Source organism: Mycobacterium sp. 852002-50816_SCH5313054-b, from assembly GCF_001667185.1.
GTDB lineage: Bacteria > Actinomycetota > Actinomycetes > Mycobacteriales > Mycobacteriaceae > Mycobacterium.
The window spans coordinates 1-24,406 of the sequence record NZ_LZIC01000065.1 but is presented as its reverse complement, the minus strand read 5'-3'; the positions used below and the strand labels follow the sequence as shown (position 1 = coordinate 24,406).

28 protein-coding genes and 1 pseudogene are annotated in these 24,406 nt (G+C 67.4%); 18 read left to right on the top strand and 11 right to left on the bottom strand.

Annotated elements, in window-relative coordinates; translation table 11 throughout:
- The 4 genes from A5787_RS13875 to A5787_RS13860 form a co-directional block, all read left to right on the top strand.
- The coding region (locus A5787_RS13875) for an MBL fold metallo-hydrolase (protein ID WP_231993976.1) at window positions 1–1,203 on the top strand (1,203 nt) is incomplete at its 5' end.
- Window positions 1,200–1,949: an SDR family NAD(P)-dependent oxidoreductase gene (locus A5787_RS13870; protein WP_066967566.1), complete on the top strand. Its 750-nt coding sequence runs from the start codon at window positions 1,200–1,202 to the stop codon at window positions 1,947–1,949. The genes A5787_RS13875 and A5787_RS13870, both read left to right, overlap by 4 nt.
- Before the next feature lie 16 nt (window positions 1,950–1,965).
- A complete protein-coding gene (locus A5787_RS13865; protein WP_066967564.1) occupies window positions 1,966–2,445 on the top strand; it encodes a VOC family protein in 480 nt (159 codons plus the stop codon).
- A 2-nt stretch (window positions 2,446–2,447) separates the two neighbouring features.
- On the top strand, window positions 2,448–3,419 hold the full coding sequence (locus A5787_RS13860; protein WP_066967562.1) for an LLM class flavin-dependent oxidoreductase: 972 nt from the start codon (window positions 2,448–2,450) through the stop codon (window positions 3,417–3,419).
- Window positions 3,420–3,762: 343 nt separating this feature from the next.
- On the opposite strand, the gene A5787_RS28160 is transcribed toward A5787_RS13860, so the two are convergent.
- Window positions 3,763–3,963: a hypothetical protein gene (locus tag A5787_RS28160; protein ID WP_066967560.1), complete on the bottom strand. Its 201-nt coding sequence runs from the start codon at window positions 3,961–3,963 to the stop codon at window positions 3,763–3,765.
- Between the two features lie 108 nt (window positions 3,964–4,071).
- On the opposite strand from A5787_RS28160, the gene A5787_RS13850 reads away from it, so the two are divergent.
- The gene (locus A5787_RS13850; protein ID WP_066967556.1) at window positions 4,072–5,529 is read left to right on the top strand and encodes a hypothetical protein; all 1,458 of its coding nucleotides are present in this window, start codon (window positions 4,072–4,074) and stop codon (window positions 5,527–5,529) included.
- Between the two features lie 18 nt (window positions 5,530–5,547).
- Here the strand turns inward: A5787_RS13850 and A5787_RS13845 are convergent, their stop codons facing one another.
- Genes A5787_RS13845 through A5787_RS13830 form a run of 4 tightly spaced genes read right to left on the bottom strand, consistent with a single transcriptional unit; the run spans window position 5,548 to window position 8,483 of the window.
- Window positions 5,548–6,153, bottom strand: a complete 606-nt coding sequence (locus A5787_RS13845; protein ID WP_066967554.1) for a TetR/AcrR family transcriptional regulator — start codon at window positions 6,151–6,153, stop codon at window positions 5,548–5,550.
- Window positions 6,150–6,923 carry an SDR family NAD(P)-dependent oxidoreductase gene (locus A5787_RS13840; protein WP_066967551.1) on the bottom strand — a complete coding sequence of 258 codons (774 nt, stop codon included), beginning with the start codon at window positions 6,921–6,923 and terminating at the stop codon, window positions 6,150–6,152. Before A5787_RS13840 ends, A5787_RS13845 begins: the two co-directional genes overlap by 4 nt.
- On the bottom strand, window positions 6,913–7,416 hold the full coding sequence (locus tag A5787_RS13835) for a VOC family protein (protein WP_082977212.1): 504 nt from the start codon (window positions 7,414–7,416) through the stop codon (window positions 6,913–6,915). The genes A5787_RS13840 and A5787_RS13835 overlap by 11 nt, the downstream gene beginning before the upstream one ends.
- The gene (locus A5787_RS13830; protein WP_066967549.1) at window positions 7,413–8,483 is read right to left on the bottom strand and encodes a dihydrodipicolinate reductase; all 1,071 of its coding nucleotides are present in this window, start codon (window positions 8,481–8,483) and stop codon (window positions 7,413–7,415) included. The genes A5787_RS13835 and A5787_RS13830 overlap by 4 nt, the downstream gene beginning before the upstream one ends.
- Window positions 8,484–8,581: 98 nt before the next feature.
- Here A5787_RS13830 and A5787_RS13825 point away from each other — a divergent pair, with 98 nt between their 5' ends.
- The 3 genes from A5787_RS13825 to A5787_RS13815 all read left to right on the top strand — a co-directional run bounded on the left by A5787_RS13825 (window position 8,582) and on the right by A5787_RS13815 (window position 11,566).
- Window positions 8,582–9,445: an SDR family NAD(P)-dependent oxidoreductase gene (locus A5787_RS13825; RefSeq protein WP_066967547.1), complete on the top strand. Its 864-nt coding sequence runs from the start codon at window positions 8,582–8,584 to the stop codon at window positions 9,443–9,445.
- Window positions 9,446–9,533: 88 nt separating this feature from the next.
- Window positions 9,534–9,962 carry a hypothetical protein gene (locus A5787_RS13820; protein ID WP_231993975.1) on the top strand — a complete coding sequence of 143 codons (429 nt, stop codon included), beginning with the start codon at window positions 9,534–9,536 and terminating at the stop codon, window positions 9,960–9,962.
- A gap of 92 nt (window positions 9,963–10,054) precedes the next feature.
- Window positions 10,055–11,566: an NAD(P)/FAD-dependent oxidoreductase gene (locus A5787_RS13815; protein WP_066967545.1), complete on the top strand. Its 1,512-nt coding sequence runs from the start codon at window positions 10,055–10,057 to the stop codon at window positions 11,564–11,566.
- Between the two features lie 6 nt (window positions 11,567–11,572).
- Here A5787_RS13815 and A5787_RS13810 read toward each other — a convergent pair whose 3' ends face one another.
- Both A5787_RS13810 and A5787_RS13805 read right to left on the bottom strand, forming a co-directional pair.
- Window positions 11,573–12,589, bottom strand: coding sequence for an AraC family transcriptional regulator (locus A5787_RS13810; RefSeq protein WP_066967542.1), 1,017 nt, complete (start codon window positions 12,587–12,589; stop codon window positions 11,573–11,575).
- A gap of 32 nt (window positions 12,590–12,621) precedes the next feature.
- Window positions 12,622–13,284, bottom strand: coding sequence for a TetR/AcrR family transcriptional regulator (locus A5787_RS13805; RefSeq protein ID WP_066967539.1), 663 nt, complete (start codon window positions 13,282–13,284; stop codon window positions 12,622–12,624).
- Window positions 13,285–13,377: 93 nt separating this feature from the next.
- Between A5787_RS13805 and A5787_RS13800 the strand changes: the two genes are divergently transcribed.
- The 3 genes from A5787_RS13800 (at window position 13,378) to A5787_RS13790 (ending at window position 15,402) form a co-directional block, all read left to right on the top strand.
- Window positions 13,378–14,283 carry an alpha/beta hydrolase gene (locus tag A5787_RS13800; protein WP_066967537.1) on the top strand — a complete coding sequence of 302 codons (906 nt, stop codon included), beginning with the start codon at window positions 13,378–13,380 and terminating at the stop codon, window positions 14,281–14,283.
- 4 nt (window positions 14,284–14,287) lie between these two features.
- Window positions 14,288–14,902 carry a maleylpyruvate isomerase family mycothiol-dependent enzyme gene (locus A5787_RS13795; RefSeq protein ID WP_231993974.1) on the top strand — a complete coding sequence of 205 codons (615 nt, stop codon included), beginning with the start codon at window positions 14,288–14,290 and terminating at the stop codon, window positions 14,900–14,902.
- A 119-nt stretch (window positions 14,903–15,021) separates the two neighbouring features.
- Window positions 15,022–15,402 (top strand): DUF1330 domain-containing protein, encoded by a 381-nt coding sequence (locus A5787_RS13790; protein ID WP_066967533.1) that lies wholly within the window; start codon window positions 15,022–15,024, stop codon window positions 15,400–15,402.
- Here the strand turns inward: A5787_RS13790 and A5787_RS26700 are convergent.
- Window positions 15,399–15,554 (bottom strand): annotated as a pseudogene (locus A5787_RS26700) (glycerol acyltransferase); the annotation flags it as partial. The gene A5787_RS13790 and the pseudogene A5787_RS26700 sit on opposite strands and share 4 nt — an antisense overlap.
- Window positions 15,555–15,699: 145 nt before the next feature.
- On the opposite strand from A5787_RS26700, the gene A5787_RS13785 reads away from it, so the two are divergent.
- The 4 genes from A5787_RS13785 to A5787_RS13770 are packed head-to-tail and all read left to right on the top strand — an operon-like array spanning window position 15,700 to window position 19,715.
- Complete coding sequence (locus tag A5787_RS13785; protein ID WP_066967518.1) at window positions 15,700–17,055, top strand: wax ester/triacylglycerol synthase family O-acyltransferase; 1,356 nt, start codon at window positions 15,700–15,702, stop codon at window positions 17,053–17,055.
- A gap of 6 nt (window positions 17,056–17,061) precedes the next feature.
- Window positions 17,062–17,547: an NUDIX domain-containing protein gene (locus A5787_RS13780; RefSeq protein WP_066967513.1), complete on the top strand. Its 486-nt coding sequence runs from the start codon at window positions 17,062–17,064 to the stop codon at window positions 17,545–17,547.
- A 1-nt stretch (window position 17,548) separates the two neighbouring features.
- The gene (locus A5787_RS13775) at window positions 17,549–18,454 is read left to right on the top strand and encodes a haloalkane dehalogenase (RefSeq protein ID WP_066967510.1); all 906 of its coding nucleotides are present in this window, start codon (window positions 17,549–17,551) and stop codon (window positions 18,452–18,454) included.
- A gap of 31 nt (window positions 18,455–18,485) precedes the next feature.
- Window positions 18,486–19,715, top strand: coding sequence for a cytochrome P450 (locus A5787_RS13770; RefSeq protein ID WP_066967508.1), 1,230 nt, complete (start codon window positions 18,486–18,488; stop codon window positions 19,713–19,715).
- Window positions 19,716–19,721: 6 nt separating this feature from the next.
- Here A5787_RS13770 and A5787_RS13765 read toward each other — a convergent pair whose 3' ends face one another.
- Both A5787_RS13765 and A5787_RS13760 read right to left on the bottom strand, forming a co-directional pair.
- Window positions 19,722–20,090: a hypothetical protein gene (locus A5787_RS13765; RefSeq protein WP_066967506.1), complete on the bottom strand. Its 369-nt coding sequence runs from the start codon at window positions 20,088–20,090 to the stop codon at window positions 19,722–19,724.
- A 40-nt stretch (window positions 20,091–20,130) separates the two neighbouring features.
- Window positions 20,131–20,580 carry a hypothetical protein gene (locus A5787_RS13760; protein WP_156763936.1) on the bottom strand — a complete coding sequence of 150 codons (450 nt, stop codon included), beginning with the start codon at window positions 20,578–20,580 and terminating at the stop codon, window positions 20,131–20,133.
- A gap of 167 nt (window positions 20,581–20,747) precedes the next feature.
- Here A5787_RS13760 and A5787_RS13755 point away from each other — a divergent pair, with 167 nt between their 5' ends.
- Window positions 20,748–21,143 carry a hypothetical protein gene (locus A5787_RS13755; protein ID WP_066967502.1) on the top strand — a complete coding sequence of 132 codons (396 nt, stop codon included), beginning with the start codon at window positions 20,748–20,750 and terminating at the stop codon, window positions 21,141–21,143.
- Here the strand turns inward: A5787_RS13755 and A5787_RS13750 are convergent.
- Window positions 21,134–22,216, bottom strand: coding sequence for an ATP-dependent DNA ligase (locus A5787_RS13750; protein WP_066967499.1), 1,083 nt, complete (start codon window positions 22,214–22,216; stop codon window positions 21,134–21,136). The two genes, A5787_RS13755 and A5787_RS13750, sit on opposite strands and share 10 nt — an antisense overlap.
- Window positions 22,217–22,241: 25 nt before the next feature.
- Here A5787_RS13750 and ligD point away from each other — a divergent pair, with 25 nt between their 5' ends.
- Both ligD and A5787_RS13740 read left to right on the top strand, forming a co-directional pair.
- Complete coding sequence (ligD, locus tag A5787_RS13745) at window positions 22,242–23,279, top strand: non-homologous end-joining DNA ligase (protein ID WP_156763935.1); 1,038 nt, start codon at window positions 22,242–22,244, stop codon at window positions 23,277–23,279.
- 72 nt (window positions 23,280–23,351) lie between these two features.
- Window positions 23,352–24,406: adenylate/guanylate cyclase domain-containing protein (locus tag A5787_RS13740; protein ID WP_156763934.1), on the top strand; the 1,055-nt coding region annotated here is incomplete at its 3' end.

Genomic DNA, 24,406 nt, shown 5'->3' with positions numbered 1-24,406 from the left:
GAAGCCATGCGCCCGGCGGCCGCCGAAAAGGCCGACCAGATAGCGCCGGGACTGTGGTGCTCGCCGGGCCTGTCGAACGCCTACCTGCTGACCACCGCCGACGGCCGGGTCGTCGTCAACACCGGGATGGGCTTCGAGGGGCCGGTGCATCGCGCCAACTTCGACGCCGTCGACCCCTCCCCGGTGCGCTACATCATCCTCACGCAGGGCCACGTCGACCACGTCGGCGGGCTGGACAGCGTTCGTGACCCCGATACGACGGTCGTCGCGCAAGCGAACTGGACCGCGTGGCGCGACGACAACGAACGCCTGATCCCGTACCGCGCCGCCCGCAGCGCGTTCGCCTTCAAGGACAAGCTGGCGACGGGCATCCAAGCCATTCAGCGCCGTCTCGGTACGACCCGGCTGGCCGGCCAGAGCGTGCCCGTCGTCGACCTCGAATTCGAGGACACACTGACGCTGGAGGTCGGCGGCCGGCGGATGGAGCTGATCTCGGTGCCCGGCGGTGAGACCACCGACTCGCTAGTGGTGTGGCTTCCGGACGAGCGGATTTGCCTGTGCGGAAACACCTTTGGCCCGGTGTTCGGTCACATCCCGAACCTCGTGACGATGCGCGGTGACCGGTACCGGGACGCCCTGACCGCGATCGCGTCGGTCGAGCGGGTGCGCGACCTGGAGCCCGAACTCCTGGTGACCGGCCACTTCGACCCGATCGCCGGGCGGCAGCGCATCAACGCCGAACTGACCCGGCTGCGCGACGCGATCCGATACATCCACGACCAGACCGTCGCCGGGATGAACGCGGGCAAGGACGTCCGGACCCTGATGCGCGAGATCACCCTGCCCCCGGAATACGAAGTGGGCCAGGGTTACGGCAAGGTCGCCTGGGACGTGCGCGCCATCTGGGAGAACTACTCGGGGTGGTTCCATCACCGGTCGACCACCGAGCTGTACCCTGTCGGCTTCGACGCCGTCGCCGCCGACGTGGTGGAGCTGGCCGGCGCCGACGCGCTGGTGGACAGGGCGCGCACGCACCTCGACGCGGGTCGGGCGCTGCACGCCATCCACCTCGCCGAGCTCGTTTCGTCCGAGCACGCGGCCGCGCGCGAAGTGTTGCAGCGGGCGCATGAAACGCTACTGGCCGACAGCACCAACTTCTGGGAAAGCGCCTGGCTCACCAACCAATTAGCGAGGAACTCATGACGGCGCGCGTCACCTTCGACTTCACCGGGACGGCGGTGCTGATCACGGGCGGCACCAGCGGCATCGGCCACGCCACCGCGACGCTGTTCCGGGACGCCGGTGCCTCGGTCGCCATCACCGGAACCAAACCGACCACCGCCGACTACGAGGCCGACTTGTCCGGCATGGCCTATCACCAGTTGCAGATCACCGACGAGAAGTCGATCGACGCGCTCGCGCGGAAGTTCACCCGCCTCGACGTGCTCGTCAACAACGCCGGCGCGAATTTCCCCGGCGGCCTTGACGAGTCGAAGCCCGACGGGTTCGACGCGTCAGTCGCGCTCAACCTGACCGGTCCATACCGGCTCACGATGGCCCTGTACGGGGCGTTGAAGTCGTCGACTGCGCCCGGGGGGGCCAGCGTGGTCAACCTGGCATCGATGTCCGCGCTGCGGGCGGTGCCGCTCGTTCCCGGCTACGGCGCGGCGAAGGCCGGGATCGCGTGCGTCACCAGGAATCTCGCGGTGAAATGGGCCCGCAAGGGCATCCGGGTGAACGCGGTGGCGCCAGGCACGATCGACACCCCGATGACCGCCCCGATGCACGGTGCGGCCGAACTGGTGGAATCCGAGTTGGCGCACATTCCGTTGCGACGCTTCGGATCCGTCGGGGAGATCGCGCCGACGATCGCGTTTCTGTGCACCGAGCAGAGCAGCTATACCAGTGGCGCGCTCTTCGTCGTCGACGGCGCGTCCGACTGCGTCTGAAAGCAAAGGATCCACAATGACATTCGCTTTGCGGCCGGAGGACTTCTATCACACCGGCATCATCGTGCCCGACCTCGAGGCGGCGATGGCCAGGCTGAGCGCGCTGGCCGGGTACCGGTGGATCAATCCGATGAGCTACACGCTGCCCTTCCGCACCGCCGCGGGCGTCCGCGAACTGACCGCGACGATCGTCTACTCCTTGCAAAGCCCCCACGTCGAACTCGTGCAAGAGGTGCCCGACAGTCCGTGGACGGCGGCGCCGGGCAACGCCGTCCATCACCTCGGCTACTTCAGCGACAACCTGGCCGAGAGCGCCCGGGCGCTGGAGGCCAACGGCTTCACTCTCGAGATGACCGCCGATACGCCCGGGTCCGATCTCGCGCTGTTCGCCTACTACACGGACCCTTCCGGCACGCGCATCGAGATCGTCGATCGCGCGCTGTTTCCCGACTTCCCCGCATTCCTGCAGTCGATGGCCGGCCCACCGGAGGTTTGACCGTGCTATTGACCGTGCTGCGCTTCAATTTTGCTTCTCCACAGGGTGATCCGCGCGTGCAGAGCGAGTTGCTGTCCGCCGCGCTGGAGCTGGCTCAATGGGGCGAGTCCCACGGGATCACTTCGATCAGTGTCGACGAGCATCACGCGACCGGACACGGATGGAGCTGCAACCCGATCATGGCGGCGTCGATGTTCCTGGCGCGCACCACGACGCTGATCGCCAGCGTGGACTGCGCGCTGGGGCCGCTGTGGAATCCTGTCCGGCTGGCCGAGGACATTGCGCTCGTCGACAACATGAGCCGTGGCCGGCTGCACACCACCGTGGGCCTGGGCTACCGCACGGTCGAATACGACTCGCTCGGCGTCGATTTCGGCCGGCGCGGCGAACTGATGGACGCCCTGGTCGAGCGGATGCTGTCCGTCTGGTCCGGTGCCGATGCCGACGCGGGAGTATGCACCGGTACCTGGACGCGGCCGCATCCGCCGCTGTACGTCGGCGGCGGTTCGCGCGCCACGGCGCGGCGCGCGGCGCGTTTTCGGCTGCCGCTCAGCCTGGCCGACCACCTGCCCGAGATCGCCGCCTACTATCGCGAGTTGTGTTCCGAGGCCGGCATCAAGCCCCTCATCCTGATGCCCGGCCCGATCAATCGCGGGATGATTTACCTGCACGAGGACCCGGACCGGGCGTGGGCGGAACTCGGTGACCATATCCTTTGGGAGGCACTCACTTACGGCGGATGGTCGACCGAGGGTCGTTCGCTCATGCACCTGCCCGGGGTGCAGACCCTGGACGAGGTCAAGGCCTCTGGGCGGTATCGGTTCCTGACGCCCGAGCAGCTCATCGCCGAAGTACGAGAGTCCCAGCAGTACGGGCCGCTCGTCCTGCACCCGCTGGTCGGCGGGATGCCGGTCGACGAGGCGTGGAGGTCGGTCCAGCTGCTCACCGACAAAGTCCTGCCCGCGCTCGGCTGATTGCGCCCGCGGATAGCGGGTACGCGTCGGTGCGTAACCGAAACTACATTGGGGGATTTGATGAGATATGGAGCTCGTAGGGTAATCGCGCTGCTCGGCGGTGCCGCCGTTGTTGGCCTCGGGGTGGGCTGCGGCGTTGCGGCCGCGGACATTTCGGCGGGCGGCGCGCCAGCGGCCCCGGCGGCGCCCACATCGTCCAGCCCGGCCCCACCACCGCCGCCCGCGCCCCGGGTGCCGTACGGGGGCGGCGGAAGCACCGCGCCCGGCGGTGGCGGTGCCGCAGGGGGGGCCGGCGGGGGTGCCGGAGGAGGAGCCGGCGGTGGCGGCGGATAGCTCGCCGCGATCAAGCTAGGCCCGTGAGGTCGGGCCGGCCGCCGAGGCGCTGCACCGTCGCGCAGGGCGGCGACAAGACCGGCCACGAACGCATCTTGCCGCCGAGCAACTCATCGCGCCGAAACACTGTGGTGGACTCACGCGCCGACGGCGGCCCGGCGGTGCGCAATACCAGGTCGCTTCCGATTTGACCGATCACCACAACACTCATGCGGATAAGGTGCCCATTTTCGCGGCATGCGGATCAGCACCCGGGCTGCGCACTCCACGGTGTGGTTCGATCAGCACGAACGCAGCGAGCACCGACGGCAGGAGAAACGTGACACGACGATTCGCCGGGATCTTCGCGGTCCCGTTCCTCGCGGCGCTGGCAATGCTGCTCGCGCCGTCTGCCTGGGCCGACACCTACACCGACCAGGTGGTGGGCCGGTTCAATGCCCAGACCCACGTGGTGGCCGACGCCGCGGGCCGGCCGCCGCTGGAAAACGCCGACAAGCTGAACCAGCAGATCCTCACCAGCCGGTGGGCGTGGAGCTCCGCCCCGCCCGTGTGGGTGGCGGCGGTGGCACCCGATCAGACCGGCGTGACGACGCCCGACGCCATCCACAACGTCATTGTGGGCCGCGACCCGCGGTTCAGCGGCGTCATTCTGGTCATCGACGCCAAGGGCTATCATGTGCGCGCCTACAACGTGCCGAGGGTGATCGCGGACAGCGTGGACCCGTTCCTGGGACAGTCGGCCAAGGAGCACCGCAACGACCCCTACGGCGCGACCAGTGACTTCGTCAGCAAGCTATCGGGGGTGACCGTCGCGTCCGGTAGCACGGGGACCACCTCTCCCGTCGGCAGCGCCAGGCACACCGGCTTGGCTCCACTGTGGACGGCGCTGATCGTTGTCGGCGTCGCCCTGGCGGTGGTCGGCCTGATCTGGTTCGCCGTGAGCCGGAGCCGCAAGCGCCGCAAGGACAACGAGGCGCGCGAGTGGATCAAGGGCCAGATGATCGCCGCCGAATCGGAGGTCGCCGATCTCGACAACGCGGTGATCGCCAACGCCGACACCGACGTCAGCGCGGAGTCGTTGAAGGCGAACGCGAGTCTCGGCGACGCGCGGAAGGCTTACCAGGCGGGCGATTACACCGCGGCGCGGGCGCACCTGAGGGCCGTGCAGGCCACCCTGAACAAGGCGAACCGCAAGCTGAATCCGGGGCCCAACGTTTCCGCCGTGACGTCGGTGCCGGAGCAGGACCGCAAGCAGGCCACGGTGCAGGCGAAGAACCCGGACACCGGGCAGTACGTGACGATCAACAACAACAACTACAGCACCAACCCGCAACCCGGCTATGCGAACTACTACCCCGGTGGCATGTACAACGGGATGTTTTTCTACCCCGGCTACTATCCGTACGCGTTCTGGGGGCCGGGCTGGGGCTGGGCCCTCGCCGACGTCCTGTTGATCGACGCCATGCTGGATGACCATTGGGGCGGCAGTTACGACCGGGGCTTCGACGCCGGATGGGAATCCGCACAGGCGAATCAGAGCTTCGACAGCGCCCCGGGCGGCGGCTACGACAGCCAGCAGGGCGACGCCGGCTTCGACGGGAGCTACCAATCCTCAGGCGGTGGCGATGCCGGTTTCGGCGGCAGCGACTCCGGCGGCGGGTATGACTCCGGCGGCGGATTCGACTTCGGCGGGTCGGACTTCGGCGGCGGATTCGACTCCGGCGGGTCGGACTTCGGCGGCGGGTTCGACTCCGGCGGGGGCAGCGACGGCTTCTGAGGGCTTAGTACTTGTCCTTCACGAGATCGACTTCCTTTTCCAGTGGCTGCCCTTGACGGCTCCGAGGGCCTCGGTGACGTAGAGATCCAGCGTCCGCGGGGCCCCGGATTGGCGCACCCATTGCTGGAACGCGAAATCGGCTGCCGCGAAGGCGAGTTGGACCAGCAGGCCCGGACGGATGTCGTCGGCGGGTTTGGCGCCCATTCGTTCGCCCACCAGCATGGCGGCGCGTTCTTTGTCGGCGGGCGTGTGGATGGTGGCCTTATCGAGCAAGCCGGGGGCGACAAGCAGGGCCTCGCGCCACTCCTCGACGTCGGCTTGCTCGAACGAGCGGATCCGCGCGACGATGGCGTTGATCAGCGCGACATCCGGAGACTCCCTGGATGGCCGCTGTTCGAGCAGGTTGACGATGGCGGCGCCGCCGTGCCGCACGGGAGCCAGCAGCAAATCCTCCTTCGTCGGCACGTGCCGGAAGAACGTGCGCGGGGAAACGCCTGCGGCCGAGGCGATTTCCTCGGTGGTCACCGCGTCGTAGCCGCGCTCGATGAACAGCCGGAACGCCGCGCGCCGGATCTCGGTGCGGATCTGTGCGCGCTGCCGATCCCGCAGAGACCCCTCGGTCATCGAAAGCAGCCGATGCCGCCGTCGACGTGAATGGTCTGCCCGGTGATGAACGTCGCATCGGTGCTGAGTAGGAATGCCACCAGCGCTCCGACGTCGGTGCGGACGTCCCCGATGCGCTTCATCGGAACGCGCGCCACCGCCTTGTCGTACTCCTTGGGAGCGAACGACTTCCAGAACTTCACCCCGTCGGACTCGGCGAACGGGCAGATGACGTTGACGCGGATGTTGTCGCGTCCCCACTCCAGGGCGGCGACCTTCGACAGCCCGCGGATGCCTTCCTTGGCGGCGGCGTAGCCACCCCACTTGGGTTCGCCGCCGGTGCCCGTTCCCGAGCCGAGGTTGACGATCGACCCGCCGCCCCCCGAAACCATCAGCGGGTGCACGGCCTGCATGAGCAGGAAGGTCGCGCGGGGCCCGACGTCGTATCCGAGCGCCAGGTCCTCGGTGGTGATGTCCACGAACGCCTTTGGCTCGTTGGTGGCGATGGCGTTGTTGACCAGCCCGTGCACGGTGCCGAAGGCGTCGACGGCGGCCGCCACGATCCGCGGGGCGTTGCCGGGGTCGCGCAGGTCGGCGACCAACTTCTCCACCGGACCTGCCGCTTTCAGTTCGTCGGCGGTGGCGCTCAGGGCGTCGGCCTTGATGTCGACCAGCAGCACCGACGCGCCGCGCTCGAGCAGTGCCGCCGCGATGCCCTTGCCGACGCCCTGCGCGGCGCCGGTGACGATCGCGACGTGGCCGCGCATCGAGGACGGGTGGCTATACATCATTGCGCGGCCCGATGTGCAACGGCACGCCCCGGTGCATCTCGTAGGTGCTGCGCGCGCCGTTCGGCAGCTCGATGAACTCGACCGGCGTTCCGTCGGGGTCCCTGACGAAAAACATTCGCACCCCGCCGATTTCGAACGGGTCCTGGTCCGGTGGGTAGCCCGCCGAGCTGAGGCGGCGGTGGGTGTCGTCGAGGTCGCGGACGGAGAGCGATACGTTGTGGATCCCGGTGCTCGCCCGGCGTGCCGGCCGACCGGCGGTGGGCTTGACCCCCAGCGAGAGCAGCTCGACCATCAGCCCACCCAGCAGGCCGCCGACCACCCGGCCCTCCTGCTTTCTTTTCGCGTGCAACACCGCATCGAAGGGCTCGCCGGAGATCAGCGTTGCGAAGACGACGTCCATGCCGAGCGCGTCGCGGTAGAACGCCAGCGCGCGGTCCATGTCGGTGACGCCGATGACGAGGTGGCAGAACGACACGTCGCCCAGGATGGTCACGGTGTGGCCGCGAGGTCGGGGGCCGGGCGGCCCGCGAACAACGGCAGCTCGAGGTAGGTCTTGATGCCGGGCGCGGCGGCGCAGACGTCGGGGATGGCGTTGACGCAGTGGTTGGCCGTGGCCACCACGCCCGGATTCTTCACCAGCCCTTCGGCGATCGTCTCGGGCTGCAGACCCTTGAAGGTGAGGCTCACGGTCGGGTCACCGGTGATCTCCACTTCGAAGCGTTCACCCCGCCCTCCGAAATTCCAGGCCGGCTCCAGATCTTCCTCACCCATCAACCAGTTCACCGCGGCGGTGATGACCGGCTCCCCGTCCACCAGGGCCTGCCAACGGAAGCGGCGCGCGGCCACCGTTCCCGTGGTGATCGGGAAGGGTCCGTAGTCGATGTCGGCGGTCGCCACCGCGACGTCCTGGATGGTCCTGATGTTCGGCTCGATGCGAAATCCCATGTGATCGGCGATCATTCGGACCGACTGCTTGAAGCCCGCCTCGAGCAGGCTGGCCATGGGGCCTTGCATCGCTTCCTCGGGCGTGCCGCCGAACCCCATGATGTGGCGTACGACGTCCGGGGCGTTGTAGGTGCGGATGTCGGAGAACTCCTCGGCACGCACGTGCGTGACCGCCGACGACAGCGACGACACCATGAGCGGGAACCGTTCGGTGATGCCCCCAGGGTGGATCCCTGAACCGTGCAAAGTCACCCCACCCTCGAGTGCCGCGTCGGCGACGGCCTTGTGACGCGGGTTGCCCGGGTCCGGGTACACCCAGCCGACCGGGGTGACCACGTTCTTGCCGGACCGCAAGATCGCGATGACCTCGTCGTCGTTGGGGACCAGGGGGCTGTACACCACGCAGTCCGCATCGAGGGCCAGTAGCGCGTCGACGTCGGTGGTGGCGGCGACGCCGAGCGGGGACGCGCCGATGATGTCACCGACGTCGGCGCCGTCCTTGCTCGCGCTGTGCACCCAGCAGCCGACCAGGTCCAGCTGCGGATGATTCAGCACGCACGCGATGGCCGCCTTGCCGACACCTCCTGTGGCCCATTGGATGACACGGATGTTCATATGGCCTCCCAGGTGCACGCCTTTACACGCCAACGACTGCAATGGCACAGTATGACCCACTGACAGTCACTGTCAATGACGCACAGGAAGGCCTGACGATGGGCGCCCTCGACGGCAAGATCGCGATCGTCACCGGAACCAGCCGCGGCGTGGGCGTGGGCATCGCCCACGAATTGCTGCGCGCAGGTGCGACGGTCATCGGCTGCTCGCGCTCGGCGCTGGCGGCCATCCCGGGGGTCGACGCGGAACCCGACTGGGCGGCCCGGGCCCACCAAAAGGTATGCGACCAGGGCGATTACCGCTCGATCGACTCATTCGTCGCCGACGTCGTGGCCACCCACGGTCGCATCGACATCCTGGTGAACAATGCCGGCGGCACGGTGCCGGCGCCGCATGCAGAAAGCATTCCCGAACTAGTGCAACGCATCCAGGGCGCGCCGCCGAGCGACGACGAGTACGAGCGCACGGCGCTGTTCCACGCATATGCGGTGCAGATGAACCTGATCAGCCCGCTGTGGTTCGCGATCCGCGCGTACCGGCAGATGAGCACCCAGGGCGGCGTCGGCTGCATCATCAACATCTCCAGCGGCGCCGGGCACCCCGCCGGGTCACCCACGCTGGTTTCCTACGGTGCGGCCAAGAGCGGACTCAACCAGCTGACCCGGTCGCTGGCCGAGGAGTGGGGGCCCGAGGTCCGGGTCAACTGCGTCGCGCTGGGCCCGACGATGACCGAGAACTTCCGCTCGTTCGTCCTGCCTAAAGACGACCCGACCGGCGAGAAGTACTTTGCCGCCGTCCCGCTGCGCCGGGCGGGCGAGCCGGCGGAGGTGGGCCGGGTGTGTGTGTTCCTCGCGAGCGGAGACGCGGACTTCGTCAACGGCACCACCATCGAATGCGACGGCGGCATGCTGCCCGGCGTGCTCTACGACGCGGGCCTGAAGACCATCACGGACCTGCTGTAGCGCTGTCCTTCGCGCGTCCACCGAAACCGCCCACGTTGATCAACGGCGGTGCTAGCTTCCCGGTTAGTCAAAGGTTCGAGGAGGCACCGTGCATCGGATAGTCGCTGCGGCAACGTGGGCCGCGCCGGTGATCGTCGCGGTGGGCTGCTGCATGGGAACGCCCCGGGCCGCCGCGGACAATCCGGTCTGCACCCAGACGTGGTGTTCGTTCTTGTCCCCGTCCGGCAACATCGGCTGCGAGATGGATTACCAGCGCAACGGCATTCCCGACGAAACCTACTGCCAGTCCACGTCGCCGCCGCAGTCCGTGCGGCTGTCCACCGACGGAACCTTCAAGAGCTGCACGGGGGAGTCCTGCCTCGGCAACGCGGGCGAGGGCACGCCCACCCTGCCCTACGGCCAAACCGCCTGGATGGGTCCCTTCAGCTGCCGCTCGGAAGAAAGCGGCATCACCTGCAAGGTGACTTCGGGGCGCGGATTCACCATTTCCGACGCGGGGATCACGCCGATCCGGTAGCGGGCAGGGGCGGCGGCGTCCTGTCCTGAAAAGTCAAAAACCTGTCCCTTGGTGTCAATACTCGGTCGCCCGTGCTGCCGCACTCTGGGTTCATGAATTCCAACAGCATCGAACACGTCGACGTGTTGATCATTGGCGCGGGCATCTCCGGCATCGGCGCCGCCTACTACCTGCGGACGATGCAGCCGCGCAAGACGTTCGCAATCCTGGAGGCCCGCGAGGAAATCGGCGGGACATGGGACCTGTTCCGCTACCCGGGAATTCGCTCGGACTCGGATCTGCACACGTTCAGCTACGAGTTCAAGGCGTGGGAGAACGAAAAGGCGATCGCCAGCGCGGACTCCATCATGGCCTACCTGCGCGAGACGGTTGCCGAAAACGGCATCCGTGAGGCGATCCGGTTCCGCCACAAGGTGATCAGCGCGGCCTGGTCGAGTTGGGACGCGCGCTGGCTCGTCGTGATCGAGCGCCTTAATCCTGGGCAAGACACCGGCGAACGCATCACCATGAGCTGCGGGTGGTTCTTCTGCGCCAGCGGCTACTACCGCTACGACGAGGGGTTCACCCCGGACTTCCCGGGGCGGGAGCGGTTCGGGGGACAAATCGTCCACCCGCAGCATTGGCCCGAGGACCTCGATTACGCCGGCAAGCGGGTGGTCATCATCGGCAGCGGCGCGACCGCCGTCACGCTGGTGCCGGCCATGGCCGAGACGGCCGGGCACGTGACGATGCTGCAGCGCTCGCCGACGTACATCGTGCCGGTGCCGTCGGAGGATCGCATCGCCAACACCCTGCCCAAACTGGTCGGGCGCGACCGGGCATACGCGATCACCCGGCGGAAGAACATCGCCAAGCAGCGGTTCGTCTGGCGGTTGTGCCAGCACTACCCAGGCGCCGCGCGGCGACTGATCCGCCACCTCAACGCCAAGCAACTGCCGCCCGGGTATCCGGTCGACGAGCACTTCAAGCCGGCCTACAACCCCTGGGACCAGCGGCTGTGCGCGGTGCCGGACGCCGACATGTTCAAGGCCATCCGCGACGGCCGGGCCTCGGTGGTCACGGATCGGATCGACACGTTCACCGAGCGGGGGATCCGGCTGCGGTCCGGGCGGGAACTGGAGGCCGACATCATCGTCACGGCGACGGGCCTGAACTTGCTGGCCTTCGGCGGAATCAGCCTGTCGGTGGACGGCGCGCCCGTCGACGTGTCGGAAAGGGTGGCGTTCAAGGGCTTCCTGCTGAGCGACGTCCCCAACTTCGCCTATGTGTTCGGCTACACCAACTCGTCCTGGACGCTCAAGGTCGGCCTGATATGCGAGCACTTCTGCCGGCTGCTGGCGCAGATGGACGCGCGCGGCCACACCATCTGCTACCCGCGCCTGCCCGGATCCATGCCGACCGAGCCCTTGCTGAAGGTCGCCGCCGGCTACGTCAAGCGATCCGCCGACCAGTTCCCCCGGCAGGGCGTCGAGGGACCGTGGCGGACCTGCATGGACTACCGCGCCGATCGCAAGACCCTGCGCGAGGGTCCGGTCGACGACGTCAACCTGCGCTTCACCAGCCCTTCGTCGGTCAACACACCGGAGCCGGCGCTAGCCGGATAGCCGGCGTCAGGCCTGCGCCATCGCGGGCGGGCGAGTTTGGTTGCGGTAAGCGGCCGGTCCCGTTCCGAACCAGCGTCTACACGAGCGGGTCAGCACGCTCTGCTCGGCGTAGCCGAGTTCACGTGCGAGGTGCGTGAGGCTGATGCCGGTGTCGCGCAGGTAGCGATCGGCCGCGTCCCTGCGGACCTGATCGACCAGGGAGGCGAACGTGGTGTTCTGCTCGGCGAGCCTGCGCTGCAGTGTTTTTGGGTGCATGTTGAACTGGCCGGCGACCAGGTCGAGGGTGGCCGCGCCGGTCGGCAGGAGTTGCCGAACGATGGTGCGCACGGATTCCACTATCCCGGCATCTTGAGGCGTGATGCTGTTCAAGTAGTCGACGACGGCGCGGTGTGCGACGTCGTCGCGATTCAAGGGGCGGTGTAGGTCGGCCGTACGCACCGTGAAACCCGCTGCCCGGGAGGCGAACTCGGGCGTGCATCCGAAATATCGCACGTAGTCGGCTTTGGGCGTGAGCGGGTCGTGCGGCACATGCACCTTCAGCGGGGTGTAATCGGCACCCATCAGTAGCCGGAACACCCGTAGCGAGACGCCCAACGACAGTTCCGTGGTCTGCGAGTGCGGCGGCGCACTGTCCAGGAGGAACTCGACTGTGAGGAACGACCGCTCCGGGTCGGCCAGCGGCAGGACACGGATCGCGATCACCGGGCTGTAGGCCGCCATGTACGTGCCGAAGATCGCCAATGCGTCGGCCACGGTCGCGGCGGTGCGGGCCGCCACGCCGACCGGCCCGAGAATTTCGATGCCCTGCCGCTGCGCCAGCCGTCGCCCGAAGTCCGGCGTGTTCGTCGTCTGGGCGGCCGATTCGATGGCCTGTATCGCGGCGCGGTAGGGGATGAACGCGTCGTAGTTGCCGGCATCCTGGGCCCGGATGCCCGCCGCACGCAGCAGGCCGGCCGCGTCACCGCCCAATTCGGCGACGAGGCCTGCGTAGTTCGAGAGCGCGGTCCCGCGTACCACTGACATGTCGTTGACCTTCAGCAGATGACGCCGCCGTGTCAAGCGCCGGGCGCAACCTCGCGCGAGCGGGCACGGATACCCGTCAGCAGCATGTCGATGGCTCGGTCGAAGTCTGCGGCCATGCTTGAGCCCGCACTTGTCTTAGCCAGCGCGGCCATGTGCGGGTGCTCGATTCCGGCCAGGCGCCCGATGCGGTCAGCCAGCTCGGAATTGACTTGTTCGCGGTCGGTCTGGGGCTCGGTCGGCAGCGGTCCTGCCAATTCCACTTGCGTGGCGCCCATTACGAGGCTGAGCACCCCGCGAAAGGCTGCGAGCAGATCGAGTTCGCTCAGTCCCCCGCGGCTCAAGGCTTCGATAAGGCGTTCGGCGGGAAGGTAACCGGCGGGAGACACCGTGCGCCTGGTCAGCACCAGTGGTGCCGCGTTGGGGTGCTTGCGCATGGCCTGCCAGATGGCGGTCGCAACGGCTTTGACGTCGGCGAGCCAGTCGGCCGACCGGCGCGGCAGGTCAACGTCGGCGAGTACCGCCTCGGCGACGAGTCCTTCAAGTTCCTCGCGATCTTTGACGTAGTTGTAGAGGGTCATAGGTCCGGTGCCCATTGCGGCGGCCAGTGATCGCATGCTGAGGCCGGCGAGCCCGTCGTGGTCGACTATCCGGATCGCGTGAGCCCTGACCTCGGCGACAGTGAATCGTGCCCGCATGGTGAGGCCAGCCTTTCAGATCGAACACAGTGTTGACACGTACGCCGTACGTAAGCTACAAACGTACGTTGTACGCATCAAGGAGGATCTCATATGGGCGCTCTCCTCGACACCGAAAGGGTGTCGTTCGTCTCCGGCGGTACTCGCTGTGCGGGCTGGCTGACCCTGCCCGCGGGTCGCGGACCCCATCCAGGAATAGTGCTCGCCCACGGCTTGGGAGCCACGCATGGCATGTTGATGGCGCAATACGAACAGCACTTCGCCGGGTCCGGGATCGCCACATTGTCCTTCGACTACAGGCATACCGGCGAATCCGACGGTGAGCCGCGGCAGCGGTTCTGCATGCGTCGCCATCGGCGCGACGTCGAGGCGGGACTGGATTATCTCCGCGGGCATGCCGGCATCGACGCGGCGCGGGTGGGCCTGTGGGGGACCAGCCTGGGTGCGCTCCACGTGCTGCAGACGGCCGCGCGACGCGTCGACGTCGCCGCCGTGGTCGTGCAGTGTCCGATCGTGCATGGGCCGGCAACGTTGCGCCGAACCGGCTTTCGACCCGTGGTGCGGATGACGCCCGCGGTCGTATGCGATGCGTTTCGACGCATCTTCGGAGCCGGTCGCGAATATGTCCCCATAGTCGGCGACCCCGGCAGCCGGGCCGCCGTCACCGTCGAGGGTGCGCGGGAAGGCTGGTATTCGACGGTCCCACCCGGGTGCACCTTCGATAACCGAATCGCCGCAACGGACGTCATCGGTATCACCTTCGCGAGCGCGAAACGGCGGTCGGCGAAAATTACTGCCCCTCTTCTCGTTTGCGTATCGCAGGGCGAGACGTTGATGGATCCGCGCCATGCCGAGGACATCGCCGAGACCGCGCCCCGCGGCGTCGTTCGTCACTACGACGGCGACCACTTTCAGATCTACCATTCGCCGCTGCTCGGCGAACTGCTTGCTGACCAGACCGCCTTCTTCCAGGAGAACTTGGGTGTCCGAGTCCCCTGATGCGTTGCGGGTCAACGACGCAAGGTTCGTCGAGTTCGCCCGCGGCATCACCGCCGCGGAATGGGCCGAGGCAAGCCTGTGCACCGAGTGGACGAATCACGACGTGCTCGCCCACCTCGTCATCGGCTGCAGCGCCGCGGTGCGGTCCATTGCCGTCGTCATGGTCCGGCATCGTGGTTCGTTCGACGCAGCGAACGCCGAGCTGGCGCGCACGCTTGCGGCGCGCCGGGATCCCGCTGAGTTGATTGATGAGTTCGCTGCGCTGGCGCGCAGCCCTCGCGGCATCGGCCGCGTCTTCCCAAGGCGCCTGCTGATGGGCGACCACGTAATCCACGAGCTCGATATCACCTATGCGCTGGGCAAAGAGTCTGCAATACCGCCGGCCACGGTCGTCGCGGTCCTCGATACCCAGGTGCGGATGCCCAATCCCTTCGTCCCGGCGGCCGCGCGAGCCCGCGGGCTGAACCTGCGCGCCACAGATACCGACTGGTCTCGTCGTGCCGATGGGCCCACCGTCGAGGGGCAAGCCGCCCACCTTGCCGCGGTGCTCGCAGGCCGGCCTTGGGCGCTGCAGTACCTGACTGGCGAAGGGGTAACGGCACTATCTTCGCGGCTCTGATCAACCCGGCAGGTGTCTTGCATTGCCAAAAGGTTGTCTCCAATTGTCAAGACCCTGCCTGCCGTGATGATGGATGGTTGTCGTCTGCACTACAGCCGAACTGATCCAAGGAGATTCGCATGGGCAGCTCGTTGGAGCCAACCCCCGAGCAATTCGCCGCGCTGGCCGCGCGGCCGGCCGACGCGCCGGTGCTCATGGTCAACCTGCTGAAGTTCAAGACGCAGGGTGGCCTCGAGTCCTACCAGCGGTACGGGCGGGAGGTCGTGCCGCACCTGCAACGGGTCGGTGCCACCCTGCGATACGCGGGCGCGGCGCCAACCGTTGTCATCGGCGACGGCGAACTGCCGTGGTGGGATGCGATTCTCATTGTCGAATACCCGACCCCGCAGGCCTTCATGGACATGGTGACGACGCCGGAGTACGCCCAGGCCCATCAGCACCGGGCGGCCGGTTTGGAGCGCGGCGACCTGGTCGCCACGTCGGAGTGGTCTATCGCCTAGCCCAGGACGGGGAGCCGGCGCTCGCGCCCCAGCCCGTCCAGGGCGGCCTGCATGATCGAGCGCACGTAGGTGTCGACCTCATCGACGTCGGGGTCCTCGCCGAACCTCGCGGCGACGTCGATCGGCTCCAGCACCTGATAGACGATCTTGGCCCGCCGGCAGCGGCATCGAGGCGCCCCCGTTCCGCAGCTACGTCGATCGGCTCGTCGAGTACATGCGCGGCCATCCCGAAGTCGGGTCGGCGGCGATGTTCTGAGAGCGCTTCGCGTCGCAGGCCGTTGGGGGTCTAATTGGTGGATGGAACTGATGATGTCCACCGACGCGGTCTTCTTGCTGGGGGAATCCCGTGAACACCCCATGCACGTCGGCGGCTTGCAGTTGTACGAACCACCACCGGGCGCCGGTCCCGACTTCGTCCGGGAGTTCACGGACGCCCTGATTTCCAGCGGCGAATTTCAACCCACCTTCCGCAAGCACCCCGCGACGATCATGGGCGGTATCACCCCGATGGCTTGGGCCTATGACGACGAGGTCGACGTCGACTACCACGTTCGACGCTCGGCGCTGGCGTCACCGGGCCGGGTCCGCGAGCTGCTGGAGCTGACCTCCAGGCTGCATACCAGCCTGCTGGATCGCCACCGCCCGCTGTGGGAGCTGTATGTGGTGGAGGGGCTGAAGGATGGCCGGTTTGCCATGTACTGCAAAATGCATCACGCGCTGATCGACGGCGTGTCGGCGCAGAAGCTGATGCAGCGCGCGTTGTCGAATGACCCCGAGGACCCCGAGATTCGCGCGCCGTGGAGCCTGGCGAAACCAAAGCGCAAGCCCAGCCCCACGTCCCGCGTGGGGTCACTGCTGAGAACGGCGGGATCGGTTGCGGCACTCGGCCCTTCGACGGTGACGCTGGCCCGCGCCGCCCTGTTTGAACAGCAGGTGACGTTGCCCTTCGGCGCCCCGCGCACCATGTTGAACGTCAAGATCGGGGGCGCTCGCCGGTGCGCCGCTCAGTCCTGGTCGGTGGACCGCATCAAGAGCGTCAAGCGGGCGGCGGGCGTGACCCTTAACGACGTCGTCCTGGCAATGTGCTCGGGCGCGCTGCGCTACTACCTGCTCGAGCAGAACGCGCTGCCGGATACGCCTTTGGTCGCGATGGTCCCGGTGAGCCTGCGTCGCGAGGACGAGGCCGACGCCGGCGGCAACCTGGTCGGGGCGATCCTGTGCAACCTGGCCACCGACGCCGACGATCCCGCGGAGCGGCTGCAGGCCGTCAGCGAGTCGATGCGCAACAACAAGAAGGTGTTTTCCGAATTGCCCCGGATCCAGGCGTTGGCGCTGTCGGCGATGAACATGGGCTCGCTGGCCCTGGCGGCGGTTCCGGGTTGGGTGAACTCGACGTCGCCGCCCTTCAACCTCGTCATATCGAACGTGCCGGGGCCCCAGGAGCAATTGTATTGCGGGGGCGCGCGGCTCGACGGGAACTACCCGCTGTCCGCGATCTTGGACGGGCAGGCGCTGAACATCACCCTGGTCAGCAACGCCGGCAACCTTGACTTCGGCCTGGTTGGCTGCCGTCGCAGCGTTCCGCACCTGCAGCGCCTGCTCGCGCACCTGGAGTCGTCGCTCAAGGATCTGGAACTGGCCGTCGGGGTCTGAGGGTCGATGCCGAAGCTCAGCGCGGGTGTGCTGGTCTACCGCAGCGTCGACGGCGTCGTCGAAGTCCTGATCGCGCATCCGGGCGGACCGTTCTGGGCCCGCAAAGACGATGGCGCCTGGTCGATTCCCAAGGGCGAATACACCGACGGGGAGGACCCCTGGGAGGTCGCGGGGCGCGAGTTTCACGAGGAGCTGGGGCTGCCCGTGCCCGCCGGGCCGCGCATCGACTTCGGCGCGCTGAAACAGCCCAGCGGCAAGGTGATCACCGCCTTCGCCGTCGAGGCCGACGTCGACGTCACCGACGCGCACAGCAACACCTTCGAGCTGGAGTGGCCGAAGGGCTCGGGCCGGATGCGGGAGTTCCCCGAGGTCGATCGGGTGGGCTGGTTTACGGTGGCGCGGGCACGCGCGAAGCTGCTCAAGGGTCAGCGCCCCTTTCTCGATCGATTGATGGCCCATCCGGCGCTGGTCGGCCTTGGCGAAGGGACCTGACATGCAAACGCTGCGCACACCCGACGACCGATTCGACGACCTGACCGAATTCCCTTACGCGCCAAGCTATTGCGAGATACCGGACGGCGACGGCGGCACGCTGCGCGTCGCCTGGGTCGAGGACGGCCCGCCAGACGCCGACCCGGTTCTCATGCTGCACGGTGAGCCGTCGTGGTCGTTCCTGTACCGCAAGATGATCCCCATCCTGGTTGCCGCCGGCCATCGCGTGATCTGCCCCGACCTGGTCGGCTTCGGACGTTCGGACAAGCCGACCCGTCGCGAGGACCACAGCTACGCGCGCCACGTCGAATGGATGCGCGCCGTCGCCTTCGACGTCCTCGACCTTCGTGACGTGACCCTGGTCGGCCAGGACTGGGGTGGGTTGATCGGGTTGCGGCTGGCGGCCGAGCATCCCGAGCGGTTCGCCCGCCTCGTCGTCGCCAACACCGGGCTGCCCAACGGCGAGCAGCCGATGGCCGAGGACTGGTGGCGCTTCCGTAAGGCCATCGCGATCGCCCCGGACCTGAACATCGGGTGGTTCGTGCAGGGCGGGTGTCTCCAGCAGCTGAGCCACGAGGTGAGTGCCGGTTACAACGCGCCGTTCCCGGACGACGCGTACTGCGCCGGGCCACGCGCCATGCCCGGTCTGGTGCCCACCGCACCGGACGATCCTGCGGCGGCGGCCAACAAGGCGGCGTGGGCCAAGCTCTCGGTGAGCCCGACGCCGATGCTGGTCGCCTTCAGCGACAGCGACCCCATCACCGGGCCGATGGCCTCGATCTTCCAGCGCGAGATGCGCGGCGCACAGGGTATCGATCACCCAACGATCCGCGGCGCCGGCCACTTCCTGCAGGAGGACGCCGGCGAGGAACTGGCCAACCACATCGTCGAGTTCTTGCGTCGCTGAGGCACTCCGGCGGTGCGGGCAGAATGTGAGCATGACGACCGCCGCCCAAGCCGAATCGCAGGGGCTGCTGCTCCAGCTGCTCGACCCGGCCACCCGTGCCGACCCGTATCGGCTCCTGGCCCAGTTTCGCGACCGCGGCCCACTGCAGCTGCCGCAGACCAACCTCACCGTGTTCTCGGCGTACCGAGACTGCGACGAGGTGTTGCGGCATCCGTCGTCGAGCAGCAGCAACATGAAATCGACGGTCGCGAAGCGCCAGCTCGAGGCGGGGTTGTTGCAGCCCCGGCCCTTCCCGCCGGGATTCTTGTTCCTCGATCCACCCGATCACACCCGGCTGCGCAAGCTGGTCGCCAAGGCGTTCTCGCCAAAAGTGGTGAACGCGCTGCATCCCGAAATCGTCGCGCTGGTGGACGGACTGCTCGATCGGATCGCCGAGAAGGGCAAGTTCGACGTCGTCGAGGATTTCGCCTATCCGCTGCCCGTGGCGGTGATCTGCCGGCTGCTCGGTGTGCCGCTCGAGGACGAGCCGCAATTCAGCGAGGCGTCGGCGGTGCTGGCGCAGGCGCTGGACCCGTTCTCGACGATTACCGGCGTCCCGCCGGACGTGGTGAACGAGCGGATGCAGGCGGTGCGGGGGCTGCGCGGCTATCTCCACGACTTGATCGAGCGGCGCCGGTCGGAGCCGGGCCACGACCTGTTGTCGGGCCTGGTCGCGGTGGAGGAGTCCGGCGATCAGCTGACCGAGGACGAAATCGTCTCCACCTGCAATCTGCTGTTGATCGCCGGACATGAGACCACGGTGAACCTGATCGGCAACGCCATCTTGGCCATGCTGCGGAATCCCGTGCACTGGGCGGCGTTGGGCGCCGATCCCGAACGGGCTCCGGCGATCGTGGAGGAGACCCTGCGTTACGACCCACCCGTGCAACTGGCCGGGCGAGTTGCCACCGCGGACATGACGATCGGAGACGTCGACGTGCCCGCAGGAGACGTCATGATGGTCCTGCTCGCCGCGGCCCAGCGTGATCCCGCGGAGTTCGACCGGCCCGACACGTTCGACCCGGATCGGGGCACCCTGCGGCACTTGGGGTTTGGCCGCGGAATTCACTATTGCCTGGGCGCCCCGCTGGCGCGGCTGGAGGCCGGGGCGGCCCTGTCGGCGGTGACGGCACGCTTCCCCGAGGCGCGTCTGGCCGGCGAACCGCACTACAAGGCGAACGTCACGCTGCGCGGTTTATCGGAGCTGATGGTCTCCATCTGAGCGGGATCAGCCGCGCTCCCAGGGCGCGCTTTCGCCCATCTTCTTGTAGTACTTCGCCAGGTGGCTTTTGACACGGCCGACGTCAGCCTTGGGCAAATCGATGCCGCCGCGGGCGCCGTCCATAATCGCGCCCGCGATCATCACTCCCCGCGGCACCGCTTTGAGTTCGCCGCCGATCACGTCGGCGAACAGCAGCTTGTAGGCGGTGAAGTTGTCCTTCTTGGCGCTGTCGTACCAGATGTGGGCGTCCCGGTATTTCTGGTTCGGCTTGTCCTGGGCGCCGGCCCATTTGCGCACCCGCTTTTCGGCGGCGTCGCCGTCCCACTTGCGATTGCGATCGGCCAGCGGCAGATCCTGAAACGCTGTTACGGACATGTTTTCCGCGTTCCCGCGGCAAGCCCGGGATAAACGCGGCCTAACCCTCGGCGTTGGCGGCGTCCGCGGTATCGCCGACCGGGCTGGCCGCGGCCAACGCGATCGAAATCGGTACGGGGGTGGCCATCTCGATCTTTCCGTGCGGGTCGTAATAGGCGCCGATGGTGTACTCGCCTTCGGCTTCGACCGGGAAGGTCAGGTTTTCGGTGAAGCACCGGTACTTGGACGGTCTGTCGCCGTCGTCCGGCCAGTGCCACGACGCCTGGAGGCTGCCGCACGGCGCCCCCGCGGGATCTTTGCACACGACATGCAGCTCCGCATCGTAGTCACCCCCGGACCGCGCGTGCACCACAAGAACGATCGGAATTATTGCCAGCAAAGGGATTTGGTCGACCCGATACCACGTCGTGGGTATGCCGGTGGCATAGATCGCGCCATTATCGTCCAGCGCGGCAGTGCCGGCCACGAACAGCGCGGCGATATTCAGCATCACGACAGCTTAATTCCGCAAGAATTTCGCAAGTGATCGGCGGTAGCTTTCGCTCGGCGAACTGAAGTTGGGACCGGTAGCAACGCGGGCGATGTCGAATTGCATAGCAGCGCGGCCCACCAGGGCCCCCACCATCGGAAAGGACAACGATGAGCAGCGTTCGTTCCATGACACGACGAATCACGCGGGCAGCAACGACTGCGTTGGTGGCCGGCGGTCTCGGTGTGGCCGGCTTAGGCCTGACCGTGGGCACCGCCCAGGCGCATCCCGGCCCCGTGCCGCTGAACGCCTGGCCCGGCTGCCCGGAGGACCACCCGCAGGGACCCTGCCACTGGTGCCCGGGCCAAGCGCTGCCGCCGACCGGAAATCACGTCACCAACCCGGTGATTTGGGACAACAACATCTGCCACACGTACTACTACGTCTACTTCGGCCAGGGGAACGTCGCCGAGAACATCTGGGACGGGGAAAATCCGCCGCCGCCTCCCCCGCCGGCGCCACCGGGCCTCATCAACAAGGACAACTGCCAGCAGATCCTCGGGATCTTCTGCCCTCACGCGTGATCGGACGCGGGCCCGAGGCCGGGCACGATGTCGCCGAGGCTGAAGGTCACCGGCTGCTCGAGCTGCGCGTAGGTGCACGAGCGCGGGTCACGGTCGGGGCGCCACCGGCTGAACTGGGCGGTGTGCCGGAACCGCGGACCTTCCATGTGGTCGTAGCGGACCTCGACCACCCGCTCGGGTCGTAGCGGCACGAACGACAGGTCCTTGCCGGCGTTCCAGCGCGAGAATTCGTTCTTGCGCGGCGTCCGTTCGCCGGCCTCGTGCGCGGCCCAGTTCCACGGGTGGCCCTCGAAAGTCGTGACCAGCGGCTGCAATTCGGCGAACAGCCGCCGCCGTTCGGCCATCGGCAAGGCGCCGATCACACCGACCGACGCGAGTTGGCCGTCGTCGGTGTAGAGCCCGAGCAACAGCGAGCCGATCGCTTCGCCGCCCGACTTGTGTACCCGATAGCCGGCGACGACGCAGTCGGCGGTCCGCTCGTGCTTGATCTTGAACATGACGCGCTTGTCCGGCTGATACGTGACCGCCAGCGGCTTGGCGATGACGCCGTCGAGTCCGGCGCCCTCGAACTCCTCGAACCATCGTTGCGCGGTCTCCAGATCGGTAGTCGCCGGCGTGAGATGGATCGACGGCCCAGAGCCTTCCAACGCCCCGACGAGGGCGGCGCGCCGTTCGCTGAACGGCCGCCCCGTGTAGTCGTCGTCACCGAGCGCGAGCAGGTCAAACGCGATGAAGGAAGCCGGTGTTTTCTCGGCCAGCATCCGCACCCGCGAATCGGCCGGGTGGATCCGCTGCTGCAGCGCCTCGAAGTCCAGGCCGTGGACGGTCGCGACGACGATCTCGCCGTCGATCACGCAGCGCTGCGGTAGTTCCGCCCGCACCGCCGCGACCAGCTCGGGGAAATAGCGGGTCATCGGGCGTTCGTTGCGGCTGCCCAGCTCGACCTCGTCGCCGTCGCGGAAGCAAATGGATCTGAACCCGTCCCATTTGGGCTCGTACGACGCATCCGGCGGCATCGACCGCACCGGTTTGGCCAGCATCGGCGACACCGGCGGCATGACAGGCAAGTGCATGACGTCATTGTGCTGGAATCATCAAGTGGCTGTTGCAGCGGAGGAAATCGACGTCGACGGCATCTCGGTGCGGCTGACCAACCCCGACAAGGTGTATTTCCCCGAGCTGGGGTCGAACGGGACCAAGCGCCGGCTGGTCGAGTACTACCTGGCCGTGGCGGTCGAATCCGGCGGGCCGATGCTGACCGCGCTGCGCGACCGGCCCACCCATTTGCAGCGCTTCCCGGACGGCATCGATGGCGAGGAGATCTACCAGAAGCGGGTGCCGCAGCACCATCCCGACTACCTGGAGACCTGCCGGGTGACGTTCCCGTCGGGACGCACCGCCGACGCGCTGAAGGTGACCCACCCGTCGGCGATCGTGTGGGCGGCGCAGATGGGCACGGTCACGCTGCATCCGTGGCAGGTGCGCTGCCCGGACGTCGATCATCCCGACGAGTTGCGCATCGACCTGGATCCGCAGCCCGGCACCGGTTTTCAGCAGGCGCGCTCGGTCGCCGTCGACGTGCTGCGGCCGCTGCTCGACGAACTCGGCTTGGTCGGCTACCCGAAGACCTCCGGGGGCCGCGGGGTGCACGTGTTCTTGCGCATCGCCACCGACTGGGGCTTCGTCGAGGTGCGCCGGGCGGGCATCGCGCTGGCCCGCGAGGTGGAGCGCCGTGCGCCCGACGCGGTGACCACCTCGTGGTGGAAGGAGGAGCGCGGTGAGCGGATCTTCATCGACTTCAACCAGAACGCCAGGGACCGCACCATGGCCGCGCCGTATTCGGTGCGGCGCACGCCGATCGCCACGGTGTCGACGCCGCTGACGTGGGACGAGCTGGCCGGCGCCGATCCCGACGACTACACGATGGCGACCGTGCCCGACCTGGTGCGGGGCCGGACCGATCCGTGGGCCGGCATGGACGAGGTGGCCCAATCGATCGCGCCGTTGCTGGAGATGGCCGACGCCGATGCGGAGCGCGGACTCGGCGACATGCCGTATCCGCCGAACTACCCGAAGATGCCGGGGGAGCCGAAGCGCGTTCAGCCGAGCAAGGACACGGATCGCAAGCGGACCTGACTTGGAAGAAATGCGCGTAGGGGTTCGAGGCTGTACGCGTTAGCGCTGATGTTTTGCTCGTCGCGGGGCCGCATGCTGGCTAGCATGAGCGAGATTGATCCATGCGCCGACCTACCGGGAGTGGACTGGAGCGATCTTGGCGTGAGCGGGCTTTTGCCGACGGGCACGGTGACGCTGCTGTTGGCTGACGTGGAAAACTCGACCGGGTTGTGGGAGACCCAGCCCGAGCAGATGACCGCGGCGTTCGCCCGGCTGGATCAGGTCTTGTCGGATTTGCTTGCCGCGCACGGCGGGGTGCGCCCGGTGGAGCAGGGTGAGGGCGACAGCTTTGTGGTGGCGTTCTCCCGGGCCAGTGACGCGGTGGCGTCCGCGCTGGGATTGCAGCGGGCGCCGTTGGCCCCGATCGGCTTGCGGATCGGTGTGCACACGGGTGAGGTGCAGTTGCGCGACGAGGGCAATTACATCGGCTCGACCATCAATCGGACAGCGCGACTGCGCGATCTGGCCCATGGCGGGCAGACGGTGCTCTCGGGTGTGACGGAGGCGTTGGTCGCCGATGTGCTCCCGCCTGACGTGTGGCTGACCGACCTGGGCAGTCACGAGCTGCGCGGTGTGCCGCGCCCGGAACGCGTTGTGCAGCTGTGTCATCCCGATCTGCGCAACGACTTTCCGTCGTTACGCGCGCCCAAACGCGTTGCTGTGCAAAAGCTTCCGTTGCAATTCACCAGGTTTGTCGGTCGCGGATCGCAGCTCACCGAGGTGCGGAAGCTGTTGGCGGAAAACCGGATGGTCACCCTGACCGGTGCCGGTGGAGTGGGGAAGACCCGCCTGGCCGTAGAACTCGCGCGTCCGTCAGCGACCGAATGCGCCGACGGTGTCGCGTATGTGGACCTTGCGCCGATCACCGATCCCGATGTGGTGCCGGTCGTGGTGGCCCGCGCGCTGGGCCTGCCCGACCAACCCGGACGCTCGATGATGGACACGCTGCTGCGCTTCGTTCGCGACCGCCAGCTGCTGATTGTGCTGGACAATTGCGAGCACCTGATTGATGCGTGCGCGGATATGGTTGTTGCTCTCTTGACTGCGGCGCCGGGGCTGACGCTGCTGGCGACGAGTCGTGAGCCGAT

Coding starts and splice junctions, on each gene's coding strand:
- A5787_RS13870 (WP_066967566.1), top strand. CDS start 1,200: ATGACGGCGCGCGTCACCTTCGACTTCACCGGGACGGCGGTGCTGATC.
- A5787_RS13865 (WP_066967564.1), top strand. CDS start 1,966: ATGACATTCGCTTTGCGGCCGGAGGACTTCTATCACACCGGCATCATC.
- A5787_RS28160 (WP_066967560.1), bottom strand. CDS start 3,963: ATGAGTGTTGTGGTGATCGGTCAAATCGGAAGCGACCTGGTATTGCGC.
- A5787_RS13845 (WP_066967554.1), bottom strand. CDS start 6,153: ATGACCGAGGGGTCTCTGCGGGATCGGCAGCGCGCACAGATCCGCACC.
- A5787_RS13840 (WP_066967551.1), bottom strand. CDS start 6,923: ATGATGTATAGCCACCCGTCCTCGATGCGCGGCCACGTCGCGATCGTC.
- A5787_RS13830 (WP_066967549.1), bottom strand. CDS start 8,483: ATGAACATCCGTGTCATCCAATGGGCCACAGGAGGTGTCGGCAAGGCG.
- A5787_RS13825 (WP_066967547.1), top strand. CDS start 8,582: ATGGGCGCCCTCGACGGCAAGATCGCGATCGTCACCGGAACCAGCCGC.
- A5787_RS13815 (WP_066967545.1), top strand. CDS start 10,055: ATGAATTCCAACAGCATCGAACACGTCGACGTGTTGATCATTGGCGCG.
- A5787_RS13810 (WP_066967542.1), bottom strand. CDS start 12,589: ATGTCAGTGGTACGCGGGACCGCGCTCTCGAACTACGCAGGCCTCGTC.
- A5787_RS13805 (WP_066967539.1), bottom strand. CDS start 13,284: ATGCGGGCACGATTCACTGTCGCCGAGGTCAGGGCTCACGCGATCCGG.
- A5787_RS13800 (WP_066967537.1), top strand. CDS start 13,378: ATGGGCGCTCTCCTCGACACCGAAAGGGTGTCGTTCGTCTCCGGCGGT.
- A5787_RS13790 (WP_066967533.1), top strand. CDS start 15,022: ATGGGCAGCTCGTTGGAGCCAACCCCCGAGCAATTCGCCGCGCTGGCC.
- A5787_RS13785 (WP_066967518.1), top strand. CDS start 15,700: ATGGAACTGATGATGTCCACCGACGCGGTCTTCTTGCTGGGGGAATCC.
- A5787_RS13780 (WP_066967513.1), top strand. CDS start 17,062: ATGCCGAAGCTCAGCGCGGGTGTGCTGGTCTACCGCAGCGTCGACGGC.
- A5787_RS13775 (WP_066967510.1), top strand. CDS start 17,549: ATGCAAACGCTGCGCACACCCGACGACCGATTCGACGACCTGACCGAA.
- A5787_RS13770 (WP_066967508.1), top strand. CDS start 18,486: ATGACGACCGCCGCCCAAGCCGAATCGCAGGGGCTGCTGCTCCAGCTG.
- A5787_RS13765 (WP_066967506.1), bottom strand. CDS start 20,090: ATGTCCGTAACAGCGTTTCAGGATCTGCCGCTGGCCGATCGCAATCGC.
- A5787_RS13760 (WP_156763936.1), bottom strand. CDS start 20,580: ATGCTGAATATCGCCGCGCTGTTCGTGGCCGGCACTGCCGCGCTGGAC.
- A5787_RS13755 (WP_066967502.1), top strand. CDS start 20,748: ATGACACGACGAATCACGCGGGCAGCAACGACTGCGTTGGTGGCCGGC.
- A5787_RS13750 (WP_066967499.1), bottom strand. CDS start 22,216: ATGCACTTGCCTGTCATGCCGCCGGTGTCGCCGATGCTGGCCAAACCG.